The sequence below is a fragment of the Dictyobacter alpinus genome (assembly GCF_003967575.1).
Taxonomy (GTDB): Bacteria; Chloroflexota; Ktedonobacteria; order Ktedonobacterales; family Ktedonobacteraceae; genus Dictyobacter; species Dictyobacter alpinus.
In genome coordinates this window covers 653,548-676,415 of sequence record NZ_BIFT01000001.1, presented here as the reverse complement: position 1 = coordinate 676,415, position 22,868 = coordinate 653,548, and the positions used below count along the sequence as shown (strand labels likewise).

At 49.7% G+C, this 22,868-nt stretch carries 16 protein-coding genes; 10 read left to right on the top strand and 6 right to left on the bottom strand.

Features of this window, described 5'->3' with window-relative positions:
- Positions 1-24 precede the first annotated feature (24 nt).
- Positions 25-1,137, bottom strand: a complete 1,113-nt coding sequence (locus EL633_RS02615; protein ID WP_126625708.1) for a LacI family DNA-binding transcriptional regulator — start codon at positions 1,135-1,137, stop codon at positions 25-27.
- A gap of 223 nt (positions 1,138-1,360) precedes the next feature.
- Complete coding sequence (locus tag EL633_RS02610) at positions 1,361-3,934, bottom strand: malectin domain-containing carbohydrate-binding protein (protein ID WP_126625707.1); 2,574 nt, start codon at positions 3,932-3,934, stop codon at positions 1,361-1,363.
- 564 nt (positions 3,935-4,498) lie between these two features.
- On the opposite strand from EL633_RS02610, the gene EL633_RS02605 reads away from it, so the two are divergent.
- From EL633_RS02605 to EL633_RS02575, 7 genes are all read left to right on the top strand, one after another.
- Complete coding sequence (locus EL633_RS02605; RefSeq protein ID WP_126625706.1) at positions 4,499-4,831, top strand: SHOCT domain-containing protein; 333 nt, start codon at positions 4,499-4,501, stop codon at positions 4,829-4,831.
- A gap of 196 nt (positions 4,832-5,027) precedes the next feature.
- Positions 5,028-6,569, top strand: a complete 1,542-nt coding sequence (gene exaC, locus EL633_RS02600) for an acetaldehyde dehydrogenase ExaC (RefSeq protein WP_126625705.1) — start codon at positions 5,028-5,030, stop codon at positions 6,567-6,569.
- A gap of 9 nt (positions 6,570-6,578) precedes the next feature.
- On the top strand, positions 6,579-6,905 hold the full coding sequence (locus EL633_RS02595; protein ID WP_126625704.1) for a DUF779 domain-containing protein: 327 nt from the start codon (positions 6,579-6,581) through the stop codon (positions 6,903-6,905).
- 13 nt (positions 6,906-6,918) lie between these two features.
- The gene (locus tag EL633_RS02590; protein WP_126625703.1) at positions 6,919-8,157 is read left to right on the top strand and encodes an Acg family FMN-binding oxidoreductase; all 1,239 of its coding nucleotides are present in this window, start codon (positions 6,919-6,921) and stop codon (positions 8,155-8,157) included.
- Between the two features lie 83 nt (positions 8,158-8,240).
- Positions 8,241-9,260, top strand: a complete 1,020-nt coding sequence (locus EL633_RS02585; protein WP_126625702.1) for an SDR family oxidoreductase — start codon at positions 8,241-8,243, stop codon at positions 9,258-9,260.
- Positions 9,261-9,359: 99 nt separating this feature from the next.
- The gene (locus tag EL633_RS02580) at positions 9,360-9,872 is read left to right on the top strand and encodes a flavodoxin domain-containing protein (RefSeq protein ID WP_126625701.1); all 513 of its coding nucleotides are present in this window, start codon (positions 9,360-9,362) and stop codon (positions 9,870-9,872) included.
- Complete coding sequence (locus EL633_RS02575) at positions 9,869-10,249, top strand: hypothetical protein (protein WP_218027405.1); 381 nt, start codon at positions 9,869-9,871, stop codon at positions 10,247-10,249. The genes EL633_RS02580 and EL633_RS02575 overlap by 4 nt, the downstream gene beginning before the upstream one ends.
- A gap of 52 nt (positions 10,250-10,301) precedes the next feature.
- Here the strand turns inward: EL633_RS02575 and dps are convergent, their stop codons facing one another.
- The 4 genes from dps to EL633_RS02555 form a co-directional block, all read right to left on the bottom strand.
- On the bottom strand, positions 10,302-10,856 hold the full coding sequence (gene dps / locus EL633_RS02570; protein ID WP_281275837.1) for a DNA starvation/stationary phase protection protein Dps: 555 nt from the start codon (positions 10,854-10,856) through the stop codon (positions 10,302-10,304).
- Between the two features lie 144 nt (positions 10,857-11,000).
- Positions 11,001-11,663 carry an RNA polymerase sigma factor gene (locus EL633_RS02565; RefSeq protein WP_161981884.1) on the bottom strand — a complete coding sequence of 221 codons (663 nt, stop codon included), beginning with the start codon at positions 11,661-11,663 and terminating at the stop codon, positions 11,001-11,003.
- 230 nt (positions 11,664-11,893) lie between these two features.
- Entirely contained in the window at positions 11,894-12,679 is a 786-nt protein-coding gene (locus EL633_RS02560; RefSeq protein WP_218027404.1) for a hypothetical protein, read from the bottom strand.
- 272 nt (positions 12,680-12,951) lie between these two features.
- Complete coding sequence (locus EL633_RS02555; protein WP_161981883.1) at positions 12,952-16,575, bottom strand: ATP-binding protein; 3,624 nt, start codon at positions 16,573-16,575, stop codon at positions 12,952-12,954.
- An 815-nt stretch (positions 16,576-17,390) separates the two neighbouring features.
- Between EL633_RS02555 and EL633_RS02550 the strand changes: the two genes are divergently transcribed.
- The 3 genes from EL633_RS02550 (at position 17,391) to EL633_RS02540 (ending at position 22,721) form a co-directional block, all read left to right on the top strand.
- Positions 17,391-18,227, top strand: coding sequence for a ferritin-like domain-containing protein (locus EL633_RS02550; protein ID WP_126625697.1), 837 nt, complete (start codon positions 17,391-17,393; stop codon positions 18,225-18,227).
- Positions 18,228-18,306: 79 nt separating this feature from the next.
- The gene (locus tag EL633_RS02545; protein WP_126625696.1) at positions 18,307-20,376 is read left to right on the top strand and encodes a hypothetical protein; all 2,070 of its coding nucleotides are present in this window, start codon (positions 18,307-18,309) and stop codon (positions 20,374-20,376) included.
- A gap of 572 nt (positions 20,377-20,948) precedes the next feature.
- On the top strand, positions 20,949-22,721 hold the full coding sequence (locus EL633_RS02540; protein ID WP_126625695.1) for a S53 family peptidase: 1,773 nt from the start codon (positions 20,949-20,951) through the stop codon (positions 22,719-22,721).
- Positions 22,722-22,868 lie beyond the last annotated feature (147 nt).

The following is a 22,868-nucleotide window of genomic DNA, read 5'->3' as shown; positions in this document are numbered from 1 at the left end:
GGCCATAGCCTATCACCACAGATTTTATGTTTTTGCAATGATAGGTGTAACATGAGCTACACGTTTGGGAAGTTTTTTACAGGTATCACGAAGCACCAGACTGGTTGGGAACTGGATCCGTGGGGTATCTTCTAATAAAATCTGCTTTTCAATCTCATATGCCTGGTGGTGATCCATACGGGACTGTTTTATCAGTTGGAGCAGCAATTCTATCGCTTGTTGACCCATCGCTGTGCAGGGTTGCTGTACGGTTGTAAGTGCTGGTCGCATATGTGAGGAAGAGGGATTATCATCAAAACCAATCAACGATAGATCCTTGGGAATACTTAAATTGAACTCCTCTGCGGCCGACATCACACCATAGGCCATGAGATCGCTGGCTGCAAAAATAGCCGTTGGGCGTTCTGCTTTTGGACGCGCTAGAAACTCTCGGGCACAGTGAAGTCCACCGGTTGGCATAAAATCCCCTTCCTGCACAAGTGCGGGATCGAGCGGCACACCAGCGTCCTGCAGAGCATCTTTATAGCCTTGATAGCGGTCACGCGAGACCTTGTACTTCATCGGACCCTGAATGTAGGCAATGCGCCGATGTCCGAGCGCGATAAGATAGTGCGTGGCCTTGTATGATCCCCCATGATTATCTGCGCCAATCCAGGGAATACCTTCAACAGGAGGATTCTGGTCATCGATCAGGACCACTGGAAAACCTTGTCGCTGAAGTTGCGTGAGATGCTGAGCTGATTGACCAGGAAAGATGGCCAGGAGTCCTGCAGTTAACCTTGTGGCCAGAATACGATCAATCACCTTACCACAATCGCTCAAGTGGTTTGAGCTACTGATACTATACAGAACAATTTCATAGGGGGAGTCTTCAACAATTTCAGCTATCTTCAGCATCATCTCAGGGATCAATGGCCATGTCAGCGCTGGTACAAGGACACTGATTAAATGATTATGACCAACTGCAAGTCCGGTCGCTGTAACGCTGGGGACATATCCCTGTTCCGCGACGATACGTAGAATGCGTTCGCGTGTCTCGGGATTAACATCTGGTTTATTATTCATGACCCGTGAAACAGTACCAGTTGAAACGTTGGCCAGACGTGCGACATCCTGGATATTGATTTTTTTAGCCATAGAGAGATCCTTTCAGGCCCCACTTTACTTTATCTGCAAAATCTTTTTTTCTCTTGAGGTTATTTTCTGAATATAATTATAATAGATATCGGGCAAAACAGTAGATACCCAGTATTCTTTCAGATTATAATAGCGCAAGGTAGGTCCAGGATACCCCTGGACCTACCTGATAAGTTGTGTTACTGTCTGCCTACCCATTCCGGGCAGAAAGACGGTTTTGCTCCTATTGTGGAATGACCTCAATGCCACAGATCTTGGCATTGTTGACGACCGAGGTGAACTGGATCGTAACCGTGCCATTGGTATCGGCATTAGTGGTGGACTGTTTGACGATGGCTTTGTTCTGTCCTCCGGCAGCCGCAAAGATGTCGAAGTTACTGAGAGCCTGGGTTCCATTGATACTAACGTTGAAGGAGCGCTGTCCCGCCGAGGTGAAATAGACCTCCGCAAAGTGCAGGCGCACGGTATAGGCTGCCTTAGCCGTCAGATTGGGAATGGTATAGGTAAAGTTGCCATAGCGCTCGCTCTGGTAGACTCCTTGAGGAGCAGGATTGGTTACGGCGCTGGTGTCGATGGTATTGACAGTCGAGACGGTGGTCCCACCACTGACTCCACCATCGGAACTAAAGTTACCAATGGCGTTGCCGCCAGCATTGATCGCAACCGTACCCGAGGTATTAGGGTTGATCTCAATACCATCAATCTTGGCATTGTTGACGACGGACGTGAACTGGATTGTGACCGTGCCACTGGCATCGGCCCTGCTATTGAACTGTTCAATAAGCGCTTTGTTCTGTCCTCCAGCCGCCGCATAGAGATCAAAGTTACTGAGCACCTGGTTTCCATTGATACTGACATTGAAGGAGCGCTGTCCCGCTGAGGTGAAATAGACCTCCGCGAAGTGCAGGCGCACGGTATAGGCTGCATTAGCTGTCAGATTGGGAATGGTATAGGTAAAGTTGCCGTAGCGTTCGGTCTGGTAGACCCCTTGAGGAGCAGGATTGGTTACAGCACTGGTGTCGATAGTATTAGTGGTCGCGACAGTGGTTCCACCGCTCACATCTGTATCGGCGACAAAGCTGCCAACCGCACTTCCACCTGAGTTGATCGCGACCGATCCACCCGGAGTGGGCGTTGGAGTCGGTGTTGGCGTGGTTGAAGGTGTTGGAGTTGGAGTTGGCGTAGTTGAAGGTGTCGGGGTCGGTGTTGGCGTGGATGAACCGGCCGGTGTGACCTCAATACCATCAATCTTGGCATTGTTGACGACCGAAGTGAACTGGAGTTTGACCGTACCACTGGCATCGGCGCTGGCATTGAACTGTTTAACGATGGCTTTATTGGCTCCACCGGCCGATGCAAAGATATCGAAATTGCTGATGACCTGGTTTCCATTGATGCTGACATTAAAGGAACGCTGTCCCGCCGAGGTGAAATACACCTCCGCGAAGTGCAGACGCACGGTATAGGCCGCATTAGCTGTCAGGTTACCAACGTTATAGGTAAAATTACCATAACGTTCGCTCTGATAGACCGCCTGGGGAGCAGGTTTGGTCACGGCACTGGTGTCAATGGCATTGGTTGTGGAAGCCGTCTGACCACCACTATAGTCGCCATCGGCGTAGAAGCCGGTCGTCGCGCTGCCACCGGTATTGATATTAATTGCTCCACTCGCATCAGGAGTAAGAGGTGGAGGTGGAGGAGCCAGGGAAAGCAGGTGGTTTTTAATGCCCTGTCCAAAGGCGGTGGGCGTACCATCATAGTTGGTGATCAATGCTGGGAATCCACCACAATCATAAGGATTCCAGGCCCAGCCCAGATAGCCAACATCATGTTGATCATCCCAGTTCATGGCCGAGGTGACAAAGTTAGAACCACAGTCATTCTCACCCAGTTCACCGGTAATCACCGGCACCTGTGCAGCAACTGGCGCAACTTGCGAATCCCAACAGCCGGTATTGCTACAGCCATTGAAGTTGTAGAGATGCCAGGAGGCTGCCAGGTTATTTTTTGGATCATTGGGTTTATTCTGCAACCACTGGGAGAGATCATTTGACCAGGTTAGCCCACCAGCCATCAGGATGTTCGCTGCTCCTGTAGAACGTACGGCATTGACCATGGATTGCATGCCAGCAACAGCGAATCCGACATCACCACAAGGGGACTGGTTAGCCCCGTAACTACCATTCAGCCAGCAACTCCAGCTTGAAGGATGCGGCTCATTGTAAAGGTCAAAGATCACGGACGAGTTGTTTTTAAAAGTATTGGCGACGGAAGTCCAGAAGGCACCAGCATGATCTGCATCAGGCATGAGATCCTGACCCGTGGATTGCTGTCCACCAGGTGCGGCCCAGTGTAGATCAAGGATGGCCGCCATATTGTTGGCGTTGAGCAGATTAACATAATCGATAATCTTCTGCTGGTATGTGGCAGCAGAGGAACCGGAGGGGAGTCCATTGATGCCTAACCAGCAATCTTCATTTAAGGGGACACGCACAGTAGTGACGCCCCAACTGGCAATCGCGGCGACCGAGTTGGCATCACTTGGGCCATCAAAAACACTACTACTATTGACACATATATACTCTGTACCAGCGCGGTTCACCCCATGTGGGATAAAGACCTGACCGCTACTATTAAGAATGTGATTTCCAGAGATATGTAGTCCGGCAATGGGGCTTGCGGCGTGGGCTACACGCGTGGGGGAATTGCTGATGAAGCAGATGACTTCTGTGGCGATCATTGCCAGCAGAACCATCACGCTGACCCATCTACGTCGCGATGATACGGCGACACGCATGGTTGTTACTCCTTTTACTGAAGCAAAGATATCGGTCTAGTTGATATCATTTTGTATTGACATCCTTGCAATACTGTGTGTTGTTACCATACCCATGTATTTCAACACTGAAGAGGGTATCCGTTGACTTTCGCGTAGTTTGTGTGGGCCTGCCCCCTCCTTTCCTATAGTTTTAGTGTGTGCAGGCATCATGTTTTTTGCTTCTCATAAGACATAAATAGACGTTAGACATTTACATGGTGCCTCTCAACATAGCGAGCCGTTCAGCCCGAATTGCTATCCGTAACCGTTTACGTAATCCAGTATAAAAAATTGTGTCAATCTGGCTCAAAAATTATCCGTAACCGTTTACGAAAAAAGCATAACAGACGCAAAAAGCTCTTGTCAATGGAATGAATATTTCCTGAACAAAAAGTGAACAACTACGCCATACTTCCCCTGGCGCGCAGCTTTAATCGTTATTCTTCTTCTCACGCATCTTCTCACGCACCTTCTCACGCTCATCAGATATGCTGGAACTAAAGAGGCTGTGGGATATGTAGATATTTACAAAGGAGCTTCCTTATGATGTGGGGATATGGTTTGAACTGGTTGAGTATGACACTGATGATGCTTGGCTCGACTATCTGGCTTATGATCCTGGTTGTTATTGGTTGGACCATCATTCGCTGGCTGGATCAGCGCATAGTTGTCAGTCCTGCTCGGCAGATAGCTGTGCCGTCAGGAAGTGTTTCAACAGCCAGAGAAATTCTGGGCCAACGTTATGCTCGGGGTGAGATCGATGCTGCCACCTTTGAACAGATGAGTGAGAGGCTTGATGCCGCAGACAATAGACACCAGAAGCATTGGGGAAATGTATCACGGCCGATGGGTGAAAAACTTTTTGATGCTTCTTAATTCATAAATTATTTAAAATTGTGTAAAAAATAGAATTTTGACGTAAATGTGAGTTGGGCGCACTCATTTGTGACCGCAATGAGATGCTGAACTGTTATCCTTTTCTATTAGAGGGTGGAAGAAATGGGGAAGGCGGGCTCCATGAGGGCAACGTTTCCCAGGATTGTTTTCTGCTCTCCCAGAAAGAAAAATCATTATGACCACAGCTACAAAGTCTCGGACCTATGGTAAACCAGGAAGTTCCGATAGCATCGTGACAGTAAAGCCACGCTACGAAAACTTTATTGGCGGACGTTGGGTATCACCTGTCAAAGGTGGGTATACGACAGTCCTGAGCCCGGTAACCGGAGAAGCATTTACCCAGGTAGCCCGTTCAACAGCGGCAGATATCGAGGTCGCTCTCGATGCCGCCCATGCTGCTAAAGAGGCATGGGGAGAAACCTCAGTAGCAGAGCGAGCACGTATCTTAAATAAGGTTGCGGACGCGATGGAAGAGCAGCTTGAAATGCTTGCTGTTGCTGAGAGTTGGGATAACGGCAAACCGGTGCGTGAGACGCTGGCCGCCGACCTGCCACTCGCAATTGACCACTTCCGTTACTTCGCCAGCGCAATCCGTGCGGAGGAAGGGCGTATCTCTGAGATTGATAAGCAAACCGTTGCCTACCACTTCCAGGAGCCACTTGGCGTAGTGGGACAGATCATTCCCTTTAATTTTCCGCTCTTGATGGCCGCATGGAAAATCGCTCCAGCACTGGCAGCCGGAAACTGCACCGTTATCAAGCCAGCCAGTCCAACACCCTGGTCGATTCTTAAATTGGCCGAAGTGATTGGTGATATCCTTCCTGCTGGTGTGCTCAATATCGTTAACGGGCCAGGAGCAGAGATTGGTAAAGCGCTGGCAACGAACAAGCGTATCGCCAAGATCTCTTTTACTGGTGAGACGACAACTGGACGCTTGATTATGCAATATGCGGCCCAGAACATTATTCCGTCGACCACTGAGCTCGGGGGCAAGTCACCCAATATCTTCTTCGCCGACATCATGAGCGCCGATGATACCTTCTTCGATAAAGCGATCGAAGGGCTGGTACTCTACGCCTTCAATAAAGGAGAAGTTTGCACCTGCCCATCCCGAGCCTTGATTGAGGAGTCTATCTACGAGCCTTTCATGAAGCGTGTCTTGCAGCGTATCGCTGCGATCCAGCAAGGGAATCCTCTCAATACCGACACCCAGGTCGGAGCACAGGTCTCGCTTGCTCAACTTGAGAAGATCGAGCGCTATGTCAAGATTGGCCTTGATGAGGGTGCCCAATTGCTCATCGGTGGCGAGCGTCCCCAACTCTCCGACGAAATCGCGGGCGGTTACTATTACAAGCCTACCATTCTGAAAGGACACAACCAGATGCGCGTGTTCCAGGAGGAGATCTTCGGACCAGTGCTCGCGGTGACAACCTTTAAAGATGAGCAAGAGGCACTTGAACTGGCTAACGATACCCTCTATGGATTGGGCGCTGGTGTGTGGACACGCGATATGTCTAAAGCGTATCGCATGGGCAGGGGTATCAAAGCGGGCCGTGTATGGACGAACTGTTACCACCTCTATCCAGCTCATGCCGCCTTTGGTGGCTATAAGGTCTCAGGAGTTGGTCGAGAGAATCATCTTATGATGCTTGATCATTACTCACAAACAAAGTGCTTGCTTGTCAGCTATGATCCCAAACCAATGGGTCTTTTCTAGGAGTATGACATGAGTGAAAAAGTGATGGTAACAGAGGCCGCACGTGCTCTAATCGTGCGGTTGAAGGCCCGCTATGGCTCACTCATCTTCATGCAATCGGGGGGCTGCTGTGATGGTAGCTCCCCGATGTGCTTGCTGGAAGGTGATCTACTACTGGGCGATGGCGATCTGCTGCTTGGAGCAATTGAAGGTTGCCCATTCTATATTGATCGGGAGCAATACGAACGCTGGCGCAGGCCAGCATTCCTGGTTGATGTCTCACCGGGAGATGGTGATACATTTTCGCTAGAAGGTCCTGAGGGGATACACTTTGTTGCTCGCGCAGGGGGATCATAAGGAGCGCTTCTCTATGTCTACAGATATCACACCATCGAATACACAGGAGGTCGTACCCACGACTTCCAATTCTATCCCCTCTCGCGGAAAGATCAGCCGTAGAAAGATGTTTGCGCTGGCAGGTACCGGGACGTTTGTCCTGGTTGCTGGTGGCGGAGTCTGGCGTGCCGCCGATCAAGGGGTGTTTAGCACTGGCCAGGGACCGGCCTATGAGCCATGGGACGACTGGCGTGCCACGACGAAAGGGCCGCTCAATCTTGTGCGTGCCGCGATCCTGGCTGCCAATCCACATAACAGTCAGCCCTGGCTCTTTCATGTTACCCAGACACAGATCAACCTCTTTGCTGATAACCGACGCAATCTTGGAGCCGTTGATCCCTTCCTTATTGAGATGCATATCGGTCTGGGTTGTGCCCTCGAAAACCTGCTACAAGCGGCAACTGCTAATGGATATACTCCCCAGGTCGTTTTAGCGCCAGATGTTTCAGATGAGACCCTGGTCGCGCGGATTGAACTGACACCTGGAAATGCTCCAGTCTCGGTTCTCTACAACATGATCCCGCTGCGTCACACCAATCGCTATCCCTATGACACCACACGTCCAGTCACCACAATGACCTTGAATGCCCTCAGTGCGTTGAACGACGATCCAGATGTACGCGTCCTCTGGTTTGCCAATGCAGAGCAGCGAAAGTCTGTCGGCAATCTTCTAGTGGCAGCGGCGAACGCATTTGTGGCCGATAAGGTGCAGGATGTAGTAGATACCGACACATGGTGGCGTGGGAACTGGCAAGACATCCAGCAACACCGCGATGGTATCACGCTGGACGCGGCAGGACTGCCAGAGCTGACTCGTATCCTTGGAAAGATGTTACCCTCAGTCTCTATCGAACAGCAAGATTCCAGTTTCTTGCAGAATACTGCTGATCAAGTTAAGACCGCCGGAGCGTTTGGTTTGCTCGCGATACGTAACAAACAAGACCGGACACAGCAGGTGCGTGCAGGGCGCCTGTGGGAGCGTATGCATCTATGGGCTACCAAAGAAACACTCGCCATGCAACCACTTAATCAGGCAACAGAGCGTGCGTCCAGAGAGATCGTCCTGGGAATTTCCCCACACTTTGGCGATGCTTTGCACACACTGGTAGGCGATACTGCCTGGCAGACAATTTTGACCTTTCGTCTCGGCTACTCGACACACGAAGGGTTACGCAGTCCACGCCGGGCCGTGAATGACGTAGTGACATCATGAATGTGGGAGCGCATATTTTACCGCAATAACCTCTGATATGTATTCTACTCGCATTATTTTATTTAACAGGGAGGAAGATTTTAATGAGCGCTGCAAATAATTCATTGCATGTCATATTTGGGACCGGTCCAGTTGGACGAGCGGTCATGCAGGAACTGTTGGTGAAGGGTAAACGCATACGGATGGTGAACCATAGTGGGAAAGCGGATATTCCAGTTGGGGTAGAGATTTTGGGAGGTGATGCAAGCGATGCATATGTGGCAATTGAGCTATCCAGGGGTGCAGAAGTAATTTATAACTGTACAAATGTAAATTACACGAAATGGCCCGAGCTGTTTCCACCGCTGCAACAGGGAATTATGGCCGGCGCCAGGGCAACTGGAGCCAGACTGGTCGCGATGGAGAATGTCTATATGTATGGTCCAACCGGTGGAAAACCGCTGACTGAAGACCTGCCTTATGTGGCAACAACCCGGAAGGGGCGTACCCGTGCACGTATGTCTGAAGAGTTGCTTGCCGCACACAAACGCGGTGATATACGTGTCGCTATCGGGCGAGCCGCTGATTTCTTTGGTCCTAATGTTCTGGAGTCAGCTCTGGGAGAGCGTGTTTTTGGACCCATACTTATGGGCAAGGCGGCGCAGGTAGTTGGGAATCCTGACCTTTTGCATAGCTACACCTATGCATTAGACATCGGTAAAGCCCTGGTGATTTTGGGTGAGCGCGACGAGGCATTGGGTCAGGCATGGCATATTCCCAGTCCACCCGCAGGCACGACGCGTGCAATCATCGAATTGATTGCGCGGGAGAGTGGCCAGCAAGCCCGCATACAAGCTCTACCTTCACTACTTTTACAAATGTTGGGTCTTTTCAATCCAACCATGCGGGAAGTCTCTGAGATGCGCTACCAGTTTGATGAGCCATTTATCCTGGATGCCAGTCGTTTTGAACAGACCTTTGGTATGCATGCGACACCATTGCCTCAGGCAATTCAGGCCACGCTTAAGTGGTTTCGTCATCGCGTAGAAAAAACTCTTGAGCAGCCGGAAAAAGGCGCAGAAAAAAAGGAAGCCGACCAACCCAAATCAACGCTGTCATTGTAGTTTCTCATATTCCTGATGAGCACTAAAGATATGTCGGGCAGTATTGCCATCGAAGAATTTTTTGCGCTTGTGATCATATAGCAAAAAGGATGAACAAAAATGACTATACTCATTACGTACGCCAGCAAGCACGGATCGACCAGGGAAATCGCGGAACGTATCGCGAAGACGCTTTTGGAACTGGGCAAACAAGTCGAGACCAGATCGATGGATACCGTTTGGGACCCTGAAAAATATGAGGCCCTGATCATTGGGAGCGCGATCTACTATGGGTCCTGGTTGAAGGTGGCTACAGAGTGGGTCCATCGCCATCAGACCATCTTAACTACTCGTCCGGTGTGGCTGTTCAGTAGCGGCCCGCTCGGCACCGAGGTCAAGGATGACGAACCACAACCTAAGGAGATAGCCGAGTTCCAGAAGGCTCTGAAACCTCGCGATCAGCGCATCTTCTTTGGTGCCCTTGATCATAGCCGCCTATCTTTTGCTGAACGGATAATGTTGAAAGCAGTGCGGGCACCTGAAGGTGACTTCCGCGACTGGGCAGCAATCGATGCCTGGGTAGCAAGCATCGCCAGAGACCTGACTGTAAGCTCAAAAGAGTCATTAGTGTGATAGTATCGCGTACTGCTGGAAGACCTGTGCCGGAAGCCTGGCGCAGGCCGGCGCTGGTTAGCGTGAAGGTCATACACTCGCTTATCTACTTTTCTATTGAGTTCTGCATGGGATATATTATCTATGCGGGACTAAAAAGACAAGAAGATAGACGTACGGCGATTGCAGCAGGAGTTGTTGCTGGTGAGTGTATCATCTTTTTAGGGAATAGATGTCGCTGCCCTCTGACCGGAGTTGCGGAGGAACTGGGAGATGCGAGCGGCTCGGTGACTGATATCTACTTGCCTGAATTGCTTGCTGCCAACCTCGTCTGGATACATGTGCCATTGCTTGCTCTGGCATTGTACCTGCACGCAAGGAACTTCATCCAACGTTAAGAGTTGTCTATCAGGACCATGGTAGTTTTGCTTATGCAGTGAGCCTTCACGCTCACTGTGTGCCTTGTTGGTGGGCTTCGACAAGCCAGAGCCAGGCATCAATGCTACGTGAGATCTCAGTGAAGAGAGCCGCGCTATCCGCATCAATCAAATCTGTCGCCTGCCCAATAGCATAGCGTACATGTTTGCCGAAGGAGGCAAGAACCGTTGCCACGGCTTCGATATGACCTTCCCCGTTAGTGACCTCAATTGGATATCTGTCTAGTGACGTCCTGCGCGTGACGAGGTATGCTGTGCCATCAGCATTGCCCCCCAATTGCACAACACGTTCGGCGAGCAGATCAACGTATGCGTCGATGTCATGAGCAATCTGGCCGAATAATGCATGGAGCGCTATGAATTGTGGACCCTTTACGTTCCAGTGCGCCTGTTTGACTTGAAGCATCAGATCGATGCTATCAGCCAGACGACGATTTAACAACTCGATCAGTTTCGCCCGTTGCTCTTCAGGAAGGCTATTACGAGTTTTGTGCATGACGTATACTTTCTCTTGTCTGGCAGTATCTACATCATTGCATACGATACTGATGGTCTCACATAAGAGCACTAAGCTGTGCGGCCCCTTTTTCAATGTCTTGAGAGGATGTACTTATTTTCTGATGGAATGCCATTTTGCTACGCTATCTCTCTCCATTTCTAGCATACATGGTACGCGTGAGAAAGTGCGTGAGAAGGTGCGTCAACTCCTTTCTCATTGGCTGACGAGTTCTGATTGGGTAAGGTGATCAATAAAAGATATGTCTTTCATCAGAGCATCGTGGAGTCGGGGAAGTGAGCGATAAAAGTAGGTTTTCACTCTGGATGGTGGCAGGTTGAGGATACGCGCAATCTCTGTAAAGCTTAGATGTCTGAAACTGTGGAGATATACAATCGTATGCAAGGATGGTGGGAGAGTAAATAATGCTCGCCGCAGAATCGATTGTATCTCAAGCATCATCACGATCTCCTCTGGCAATGAGTTGGGATCCATTATTCCTTCGATCAGAGAGTTATCATCCTCAAGGTCTTCCACAACTAGTGCAGAAAAACACATGACTGGTTCACTGCGTCGCTTCCGTAACATATCAAAGCAACGATTGCGTGTTACCCGAAAGAGCCAGGCCTTGAGTGATCCACTGGTAGTTAATGTGGGGAGAGACAAGTAGAGCTGTAGAAAGACAAACTGCAAAACATCATCGGCCATGTCTTTCTCTTTCAGAATAGTGTGGCTATAGCGAAATAAAGTATCACGGTACCGATTAACGAGAGCCTCAAAGGCGTGTTGATCGCCTGCGCATGCCTGCGTGATCAGGTGACCATCAGACGCTTCAAAATCTGGTTGTTGGGTGTTTTCCTGTTGCCGTAAGGTGTGCATCTCCTCTATCCTTTCTGTCCCTCCTGAAAAGAACAGCCTTTGCTTAACAGGTCCTTCAGGCAATAGGCATGTTCTCTCCAGATATCCTTCTCCCACCATTGAATAGCCTCTACGATTGCTTTTCAATAGCATACTAGTAGAGCGTGAGAAGGACCGTGATTTTTCTATACCAAACGTCTCTTCCTACTGCAAGTAAGAAGAGACATTGCTGAATACGTTCGTAGGATGAGTTATACTATCGGCGCTGGGGTGCTCGCCACAACGGCTTTCGGTCGGAACCCGGAACCTGGTTTCCAGGGTAAGCCAAGTGCTGGTAGTATCCATTGATCTCCGCCGATCCAGCCGCAGACACGCCACGAGAAGACCAGAAAGAGACCAAGCATACCAAGGACCGGATTGACACTTACCGTACCCGCCAGCAGATAATTGAAATTCATCAATACTCCAAAGCCCGCCGCGATTCCGGTAAGGATACCCAGGAGCACACCAAGACCCACGGCGATTTCCCCATAGGTGATCAGGAAGGCGAAGAGCCCTGCATTAGGCTGAACTGCATGCTGTAAAAACCAGGCATACCATCCCTGAACGCTAGGATTCGCCCCGGCAGTTTTGGCTAAGGCACCAGTAACGAAACCACCTATCGCTTTGCCGCTAGTGCCCCAGGCTGGTGATTGCATCTTTTCCCAGCCAGCAAGCAGCCATGAAGCGCCTACTTCCATACGTATGACAAACCAGATGCCAGATGATCCTTCCGAACCGAAGAAAAATCTTGCGATGGTTGGTTCTGGAAACCGTTCAGCAGAGGGGACGGCTTTAAGCGCGGGGCGCTCCTCAAAGTACTGAATGAAAGCGACAATCAGTGCGAGGAAGAAAAGAATAAGCAATGCTATCCCCCAATAATCATCGGAAGTCTGGCCAGCGATACTCCAGATGATATGGAAGAGGGTCCATGCTCCTGCCAGCCCTGCAATTGCAAGGGTGGCCCATTTTGTAGTGGTATTCCATTGACTTGTCATGGGATATTTTCCTTTCGGGATCAGGTTCTTGTATGAAACAAGATAAAAGCTGATGTTAAGCTACGAATGACCTTTTCAAGATATCTGTGTAAAATATGATGATTTACTTCAATTTGCTGATGAAAAGTAGCTGGTCAATCCGTTGCCCCTACAATGAATAGTACTGGTAGAGCGTGAGGTGGTGCGTGAGAAAGACCGTGAGTTATGTGTGCGTGGGAATTGATGGGGGGCCATTATGATGAAGGACAATTGATGGAGCAAGTTACCTTACCTTATTTTCCCTGTTCCAGGACATGACGCACCTGAGGTGCCGTTAGGAAACTATCCCGTACCGTCTCATCAACAATCTTTCTGGCGAGTTCCTGAACCACCGTAGCCGCGCGTGCATATGTTTGATCCGCCAGTGTCTGTTCTCCCTGTGACTGATACAGATCCGCGAGGACCATCTGGACTTGCCACTGGTCATCCGCCAGACCGATCCCTTCAGCCAGCACACGAGCCTCCTCGAGCGAGGAATGTGCCTGCTCGTGATGTCCTTCCCAGCGGGACAGCTTTGCGTATGCACGTAAGTACTGAATGCGGTCGCGCAGGCTGTCTCCATTATGTGCATTCAGGCGGAGTAGGTGCTGTCTGGTCTGTACTACCTTCCCTGCATGCAGCAAGGCTTCTGTGACGCTCCAGTGTGGCAAATCTATGTATGAGAGCATCTGGTTATCCGCGATTGTGGCTGCCCGTTGTGCGTAACGTTGCGCGGCTGTCCACTCGCCGGCGAGCACATAATCCGCGCAAAGGACCGTTGCGATGATCATGGTATAGGAGGTGTGTGCTGCGTTTTCCTCATTGAGCTTGAGGGCTTCCAGATCAATTTCACGAGCAGCGTACACAGTCTGCATGGCTCGATAGATACTTCCTAATTGGATCAGGGCACGCAAGAGAAGCGTATGTGCCCGTGCTGAGTTCATGCTGAGCGTTCGTGCGCTTGCTGCGGCTTGTAGTGCAATCGCCAGCGCTTCTGTATAGGCTCCACTGTCGCATAACCCGGCGCCCAGGTCGTAGAGTGCATTAATCTGGCCCCAGACGTTCTTGATTTGTTTATTGATGGTGAGAGCGTTGCGTGCTTGCACTATGCCCACGTTGAGTTGACCACGACGCAGGTGCGCATGTGCAAGCATACAGAGGGAATCAGCTGCCATTGCTCGGTCCTGTATGGTTATGTAGAGCGTATGTGCCTCAGTGATCAGCAACTCATATTCCTCCCACGCGCCTAGCTCCATTTTGATGGAGGCCAGTGCATCCAGGCTCTGGATGATGAGGTCCGTTTGCCCAATGCTGCGCGCAAATGCAGCGGCGCGTTCCCCATGCGCAGTTGCATTTGCCAGCTTTGCCGTATACAGCTCAATCATGGTTTGATACCACTGGATTCGCGTTAATCCGATCGTGTCATTATTCTGGGCGACCACACGTAGCACCTGTTTGAGCATATCTCCATAGAGCGCGCGCCCTTGCTCCCATGTTCTTGTAAGTTCGTATGCCTGTTTAAGCGAAACATAGAGATGGTGTACCTCGGATGCTGACAACTTTTCTGACAATGGTTGTTGTGTCAGAAGTTGCCACGCCTGCTCGTAGTGTTCGGTAGCATCATCAAGGGCGAAAATGGCCCTGGCTTCGTCACCCGCGACCACACTGAAGTGGAATGCTGCTTCTGATAAGCCTGCGGCCAGGGCATGGTAGGCTAATTTCGCTACTGAGACTGACGCCTGTTGTAGAATAGAGAGCGCGCGCCGATGAAAAATGCTACTGCGAGCTTCACTTGCCTCGACATAGACGATCTTGCGGATCATATCATGGGTGAAAGTGTATGTTCTATTGCCTGATTGATTGTTCTGGCGTAGGGGAGCAAGCATCAGGCGATTGCGTAGCACTTCATCTAGAGCAACCAATCCTGCTTGTTCGGAGAGATCTGCTACCTGGCAAATCCATTCAAAACTTGCCTCCTGTTCTAACACTGCACCCGCGACAAGGAAGGCGAAGGCCGTGGGGCTGAGGCGATCAAGTTGCAGGCTGATCAGTTCGCGTACACTGGGTGGAAAGAGGCGAGGCACACTTAGTTCTTTGATCATTGTGGTCGCGACATCTTCGTTCCTGGTACCATCTGCACCCAATTGCTGGGCCACAGTACTATGGGCAAGGAGCAGTTTTAGCATCTCGATCAGAAAAAAAGGTTGACCACCTGTTTCTGTGAAGATCCTCTGACTGACGCGTTCCAGGGAAACACTTGGAGGCCGTGTGCCTGGGACATAGGAATCGCTTCTCTGATCTCCGCTGATCATGGCTTGAAGCAGATGCAAGGTATCCTGTGCTGAAAGTGGTCCCAGTTGTAGACGGGTCAGGGGTACCATTCGCCCCAGGTTTGCCCTCCACTCGGACAGGCGAGGCGTTGTCTGCAGTGTTTCGGTACGCAGTGTGAATAGTAGCATCACCGGCGTTGTATGCTCGGCAAAGCCGCGCGCCAGATAATGCAGTAGGTCAAGGGTGGCGCTATCGGACCAGTGGAGATCGTCGAGGAAGAGGAGTAGTGGGGGGCGTGTTGCTAGAACATCCAGGAGGCGCGCGACTGCCTCGAATAGGTGATTGCGTGCTACAGACGCGTCAGTCACCGGGCTAGCCAGATCGGGATAGCGCTCACGTAGTTCTGGTAACAGGCGTGCTATTTCAGCTAACCATACATCATGTAGAAGGTCCTCCGGCGCATTTTCTTGCTCAATACGCGGCCGTAAGGCATTGATGAGCGGTTGATATGAGAGGCGTTTACTACTTTCGAAGGCCTGACCATGAAGCACATCAGCTTTTTGTGCGATCGCCCAGTCCACAAACTCGGTAGCCAGCCGCGTTTTGCCAATGCCAGCCTCACCTTCCAGGAGGACCACTTGCGGCTGTCCCAGACGGGCTGCGTGATAGCATTGGAGCAGGATGCCATACTCTCTTGTTCGCCCTATCAGAGGGGGCTTGCGTAAAGCCAGTAACTGAGAAGATATGCCCGCACCTGACGGTGTCTGTTGATGAGGTGGAGGCGTGGTCCGAATGCGTTCAGCCAGAGCCATTGTTTCCGGTGTTGGTTCCGCATGAATCTCGGAACTCAGGATAGCTCGTAATGCTTCATAAGCTTGTAGTGCAGCGACTCGATTGCCAGTGGCAAAGTGGAGACGCATCAAGCGTTGAGAGGCATCTTCATTCAGTAGCGAGAAGGAGAGCCAGCGAATGATGGTCGCAATGGCTTGATCGATCTCTCCGATTTCCTCGTACCAATGGGAGAGTCGATCGAAGACGAGTTGCAGGCGCATATGCCAGTATTCGCGCTGAAAGCGAGCCCAATCATCGAAACCTGGCGCGTTATGCAATGAGAAATCGGCCAGAAATTCACCTCGTGAGAGTCTGGCTGCCTCCTGCATTTGCGCAAGATGTGCGTGACGTGCCTCCTCAGTGAGAGTGGTATAGGTGCGAGCTGTATCTTGTGCTAGCGTCCAGGCTGCCTGCAAGATATGCAGGTCCAGGTCGACCTCAGAGGTTACGTCCAGGCTCAAGGTTTCACGATCTACATGGAGGTAAGGGATACGATTTGGTCCAATACTTGCGCTCAGGGAAGCCTCTTTTGTAAGCACATCGCGTAGCTCAAGCACTGTTGTGCGTAGGGCCGCGCGAGCATGGGCGGCATCGCTTTCTGCCCAGAAGAGTTCCGAAAGCGTTTTGCGTGCATGTTTGCCTGGCTGTACTGCCAGATAGATAAGGAGGGCGAGAGCTTTGCGTGAGGGAAATATCAGTAGCCGGCCACCGATATAGACCTGTGGCGGGCCAAGTAACGCAAAGTAGAGCGTTCCCTCATTTGATAATTCAAGCACAGCAAACTCCCTATTCCCTCGAATTTTCATATTTTTTTGCAAAGCGCAGTAAGATAGTCTTCATCCTTATCACACCTATCGTACATCCTTAGGGATCAAACGTCAAAGGTGTGCGCTTCTAGAGCAGGGCTTTTTAATTTTCCACTTCCTGGCGCCTACGGCGCCGGAGTCTGGTGTGGAGTGTGTTCTGTGGGCGGCCGCGGCCGCCCACAGAACACACTCCACACCAGAAATACTCTGTATATGATTTGCCTGACAGTTACTCCCGGCTGAAAATGAAAAAGCCCTGCTTCTAGAGTGAGAAATAAAAAAAGGAATCGTTATATTGTGTGTAGCGACTCCATCTTTTTTAGTACTAGTTTCTGATTGGACTATTGACAATCGGTATTCTCACCCAAATAATAAATCTTGCTGCAAGCATCTCTAATTGCCGGCATCAGGACGATTAAGCTCTATAACTGCCAATTCTTCCTCCACGTTTCAATCTCCATATTTTTACCAGTATCCCGATTACTAGTACCAATACCCCTTTTATATTTAAAAGCGGTTAATTTTTCTCAATGTCATATTGGTACTTTATTGTTAATATATGCGTTACCTGATAGATAGGTCTATATTTTATGTTATGCTTCTCACAAGTCACATGATGACAGTCTGATACGTTCTGGCATGGATATCGAAGTATAGATATTCATGCCGCCAATAAGTGTGATGCAGCTGACCTATTGACAGATTGTCAGTGCATACGTTTGATGGCTCTGTTTGTAATAGCAGAAAGTAATATTTTCTTCAGGTGAAGGAAGGAATTGAGAAGTATGAAACCAACCTTAAAAACCTCAAAGTATAGTCCATCTCGCCGTTCTGCCTTGAAAGGCACGGTTGTTGGAGTAACCGGATTAGCCGTTGCTGGTGGTATTGTAGGTGCCGGAGTATTGCTGACAGAGCATACGAACGAGGGCGCGCATGCTGCTGCTCCGAATGCAGTGAACCCCGCTGATGCTAAGAAGGCTATTGCGGCTATTCTCAACATTGCCGCAACAGCGGAAACCCTGGCGGTTACCTTCTATGCCGAGGTTCTTGCCCATGCTGATAATCTGGGACTCAAACCAGCCAGCCGTACTAATATCAAAGCCGCATTGGTTGAAGAGCAACTCCACCTTCTGTTTTTGAACAAGCAGGGCGCTAAGAGTATGGCTAAGACTTTTAGTTTTCCTTATGGTCGTGATACGTTCAGAAATCTTGAGCGCTTCCTTAAGACGCAGCAACTATTAGAGTCGGCCTTTGTGGCTGCATATCTGGCTGCGGTAAAAGAGTTCGCGCAGTTGGGGCGTCCTGACCTGGCTCAGATTGCTGCCCAGCTTGCCGCAGTCGAGGCAGAGCACCGTGTTGTTGGACGCTCTATTGGAGCAATGTTGCCTGTTGATAACGAGGCCTTTCCTCCACTCCTGCTTCAAAATGTTGCGGCCGCCCCTGCCTTTTTAAAAGGAGCAGGTTTCCTTACTCCTGTGAAAGGAAACAGCTTTGAGTTCCATGCTGTCTCTACAGCAGGAGCTGGTGTAACCATGCCAACGCCTGCCATGACCCCAGTGGTGAAAAATACCACTATTACAACAGCCACTCCTACGGCAGGTGCCGCACACTTGAAATTTTAGGCTATCGAAGACAAGAGATTAAGAAGGCGGTTTGTTGACTGCAAACTGCCACTAGTCTTAAAAGAGGTTCAAAGAAGATATGTTGACAAAACCACGTGATCCAGCAAAGATGTTAAGAAATTCTGCGAATATGCGCCGCCAAAAACGCTTTTCGCCTTTGATGCTCATTGGTCTGGCTGTAACAGCAGTTGTTGTGCTTATCGGGGTTGGCGTATTTGTGATCATACCTCGTCTTGGTTCGCATGCGGCAGCGGCAATCAATATGAACTGTACATTGATGATCCCAGCTAATCCATTGACTGCTCAGGGACTGGCAACTCCTTATCAACTCGTAGCGACCGATCCAGCACAAGGAGCATGTAACGAAGCCAATGTCAACCAGGCAGCCTTTGTGCAGGCAGTCATTCTGGATCCCCAGACTGGTCAGATGTCTGCTTATGAGCCAGTGGTTGTTGACCAGGGCACACAGCCAGCTGTGGCTCCGGTAGTACCACAGTTACCGGCAGGAGCGATTGTCGGTATCTGGTTTGGTGACAATGGTACCGTCCTGACACTACAAAATAATGCGAAGGCAGCGGCACAAAATAATAATGCCGCCACACAAAACACGACCGCGGCCGCACAAAACAACAATGCCGCTGCTGCCCAAAATCAACAACAAACGCCTGCACAGGCACAAAATGCTATGAAAAAGGTACGTATGCGTGTGGGAGGTCAGGGTATGAACACAGGCAACTGTGTGAATGGCCTGGCGAACTCACCTTTTGGGCAGTTTGGCTATTGTAACGCAGTTAACTTCTTCCAAACCGCCAATCAGCTGGTTGCCGCAGGAAAGATTACTATTCCTGCGCTTGGTATGGCTAAAGATGGCATGACGTGTCCTTCAACTCGTGACTTTGGCATTGTCGATATGGATCAAAGCGACAACGTGCAGACACAGTATCTTGCTACAGCCAACGGTCAGATTGCCCAGCTCAATGCAGCCAATCAGGCCCAGTTACAAGGGGCAACAACCCTGGGAAATCCAAGTGACAATGCCCTGGTCTCCAAGATTGTTGATCCTGCTCTTGGTTGTACTGCATTTGCCATACCTGATCTGGTAAATCCGGGAACGATGACAGCCACAATGGCAACAGACGAGTTGGAGGCGGCCGCCAATCAGCAAGCCCCCGTCGCATTAATTCCATCCCTGGACGATTTTGTGCTTGTGAATGGCCAGCCTAATCTGAATAAGCTTAATGCATATCGTGTGGGTGTTGATCAGACTCCAGCTGCGACCCTCAACGATGCCAGTACGACCACCTACTGTCAGAATCTCGTGAATGTGGCTTTACCACGTTTAAATCTGGACATGCCAATATTCCAGAATCTACCATCGCCTGATGGTGGCGCTGCCGCTAATAATTTATTCACATTTCTGGCTAATCGTTTGAATGCCACTCTGGGTGCTGGCGGACTCAACTGTGTTGGTGCATTGAATATTCAGAATCCAGTCGCGCTCACCACTGATGGTAACGGTGTCGTAACAGCCGCTACGATCACTGTCAAGCCAGTTCCCGCCAATGCTGCTAATGGCAACGCCGGCAATGGTAATGCTGGTAATGGTACTGGAGGAGTGCAGCAGGTCGCCACTGGTGGAGCAACCATCAATCTGGATACAGCTGCAGGCAACGCACCGGTAGCATTGAACATCACCTATCCGAACCATCCCAATCAGTCGATCAATGTTAATATCGCGACCGACAGTTGCACAGGTAATCCTATCTTTACCCAGCAAGAAAATACCGATGGCAACAGCCAGAATATGGCCAATACTGTAATCAACAATTTGCAAGGGTTACAGGCCATCCCAAACAACTGGTTCTTTACGGTAACTGATCCTGCGCAGAACAATATGATCGTTGGCTGTGGTTCAGTTGCAGCCAATGGTACAACTGGAACAGCAACCTTAGGTACCGTTGTTGGCACCTGTAATGCAACCCCCGCCCCGGCCGCAGGTACGACACCAGCAGCAGTTACGACTCCGGCTACTAATCCTTGTACTCCAGGTGCAGGTAACCAGGCTGCGAATGGTGGACAAAATAATACAGGTCAGAATGCAGGTGCTCAGCCAACGCCGGTAAGCCATAAGAAAAAACATCATCACTAATTTTAGCCCAGAGTTAAACTGATGGTTTTCACAACAAGTATCTTGCCCAGCAGGATACTTGTTGTATTTTCGTCAGAGTACTGTTGGGATTTACACTCCTACGGCCCAAGCACTCCAAATCTGGCCAACAACCCAAAGTCACACTGAGCAGAAAGTGGACTCTCGCTACCTGTATTGCAAAACAGGCTGTAAGAGGAAACAGGGGGTCAGCGCATCCAAACCTTAGCGTACAGTTTTCAAGAAATCACTGTTTATGGGACCTGCCCCCCGTGTTCTCATGTCTCATCGTGTCGTAACCACACTGACATGCGTGATTCCAACCTCACCTTCAAGACACCTATTTTTTTGCTTCATTGATAGAATTTATACATCTTTATCTTGTTTTGTGTTAAAAAGAAAAACAAGTAATTGTATAATATTTCTACACCTGAAAATATGAAGTATTTTAAATACTTCGTCGTAACCACACAACACAAATTATCTTGCAGTAGCAAAAAGTTGGTCTTATTCTGATGTGGCATCAAAGATAACAAGTAAGTGTGAAAAAGACCCTGATACACAAGGAGTTTCTCATGAAAAGTTCTTTAAGGTCCATATATCAACGGAAGATAGCAAAAATAATTGTTATTCTTTTTATCTTTTTTTCTTCCTCTGGATACTTTGATCATGTTTCACCTGCCTTTGCATTGCCACACCATGTGGCAAGTCTTCCTTACCGTCTCCCAGGTATCGTTGTACCACTCCTTCTCAACCATGCAATCCGTAGGGGTATTACATCTCCCAATAAAATCCTTCAGCTTTCAGTGCATCTCGCTCTCCGAAACGAAAAGCTCTTGGATCTATTGCTGACCAAGCAAGCCGACCCCACATCACCTCTCTTTCACCACTACCTGACACCACAAGAATTCAAAAGCCAATTTGGACCGACAAAGGATGCCGTCAATAATGTCAAGTTATTCTTGCAAAGCCATCATCTCGCAGTTACATCTATCTCCTCGAATAATCTTGTCATTCACACTGTGGGATCTGTTGCAGCAATTGAGTCAACCTTTTCGATCATGCTCTATGACTATATCATTAATGGTCGTACAGCCTTTGCACCATCCCTTAATCCAGCTGTGCCCAATGACCTCGCCCCCAGCCTCCGCAACATTGCTGGTCTCAACAATCTCTCCATGTACGAACCCAGATATCGCATGCTTAAAGAGGATGCTCCTCCTCACCCTCTTCCTATCAGTTATACCCCCAATGACATCCAGGTGGCCTATGACGTCAAGCCGTTACTCAATACAGGTGCGAATGGAGCCGGGCAAACGATTGCGCTGTTTGAATTAGATGGGTACAATCCTGCCGATATTACGACCTATCTCGACCTCTACAAACTTGGCCCAAAGAAATTCTCTGATGTCTTGATCGATGGAACAAGAAATGTGCCGGGAAGTGGTGCCATCGAAACAACACTTGATATGGAGATGGTTTCATCAATGGCTCCTAACGCTCTGCAGAAAGTGTATATTGGGCCGAATACCACAGTTGGCGTCAACGATACTTATAACGCGATCGTTACCGACAATAGTGCAAAGGTTGTCAGTACCAGTTGGGGACAATGTGAGCAAGCTGCAGGAGAGGCTGAAATGGGAACCCTGCATGACATTTTTCGGCAGGGTGCGGCACAAGGGCAAACGTTTTTTGCGGCAAGCGGTGATGATGGTGCCTATGATTGTGGTGATACAAGTCTGTCCGTTGATTCCCCCGCCAATCAACCTTCTGTGGTTGGTGTTGGTGGAACAACCCTTCTCCTCAACAAAGATAGCACCTATGGCAGTGAATCAGCCTGGTCAACGATTGTTAGGACCCAACTGTTGGGTGGAGGTGGTGGTCTCAGTTCCTACTTTTCTCGCCCTGCCTACCAAAACAATCTCGCTATTACCTCACCTCAACGGATGGTGCCCGATGTCTCAGCGAACGCCGATCCAGCCACAGGTTATTCCGTCTATTGTAGTGGCGGCAATACCAGTATCTGTAAGGGCTGGATTACGGTGGGTGGTACCAGTGCCTCAGCCCCCGTATGGGCGGGAATGGCTGCTGACATCAATCAGTACCTGACAAAGCAAAAAAAGATATCATTAGGCAACGCGAATTCCATCCTCTATGCCCTCTCGAACACACCACAGCGCTATCCAGCGTACCATGATGTGACAACAGGAACCAATGCCTTTTACAAGGCCACCATCGGCTATGATCTCGCAACCGGTCTCGGAACACCAGATATATGGAATATCGCTCGCAATCTGTCTGGATCAATCCTCCGAGGCCCGGCGCTCAGTGAGGGAGACCCAGGATAGGTGTAAAAATCTACTCTTAGAGCACGTTTTTTCTAGCAACCAGGAAGCAGGACTATCTAAAAGTCGTTGCAAAGCATGTAGTTCTTTCCGCTTTTTCATCAATCCCTTGAAAGGGTACAACGTTCGGGAGGACCACTTGATAAAGTA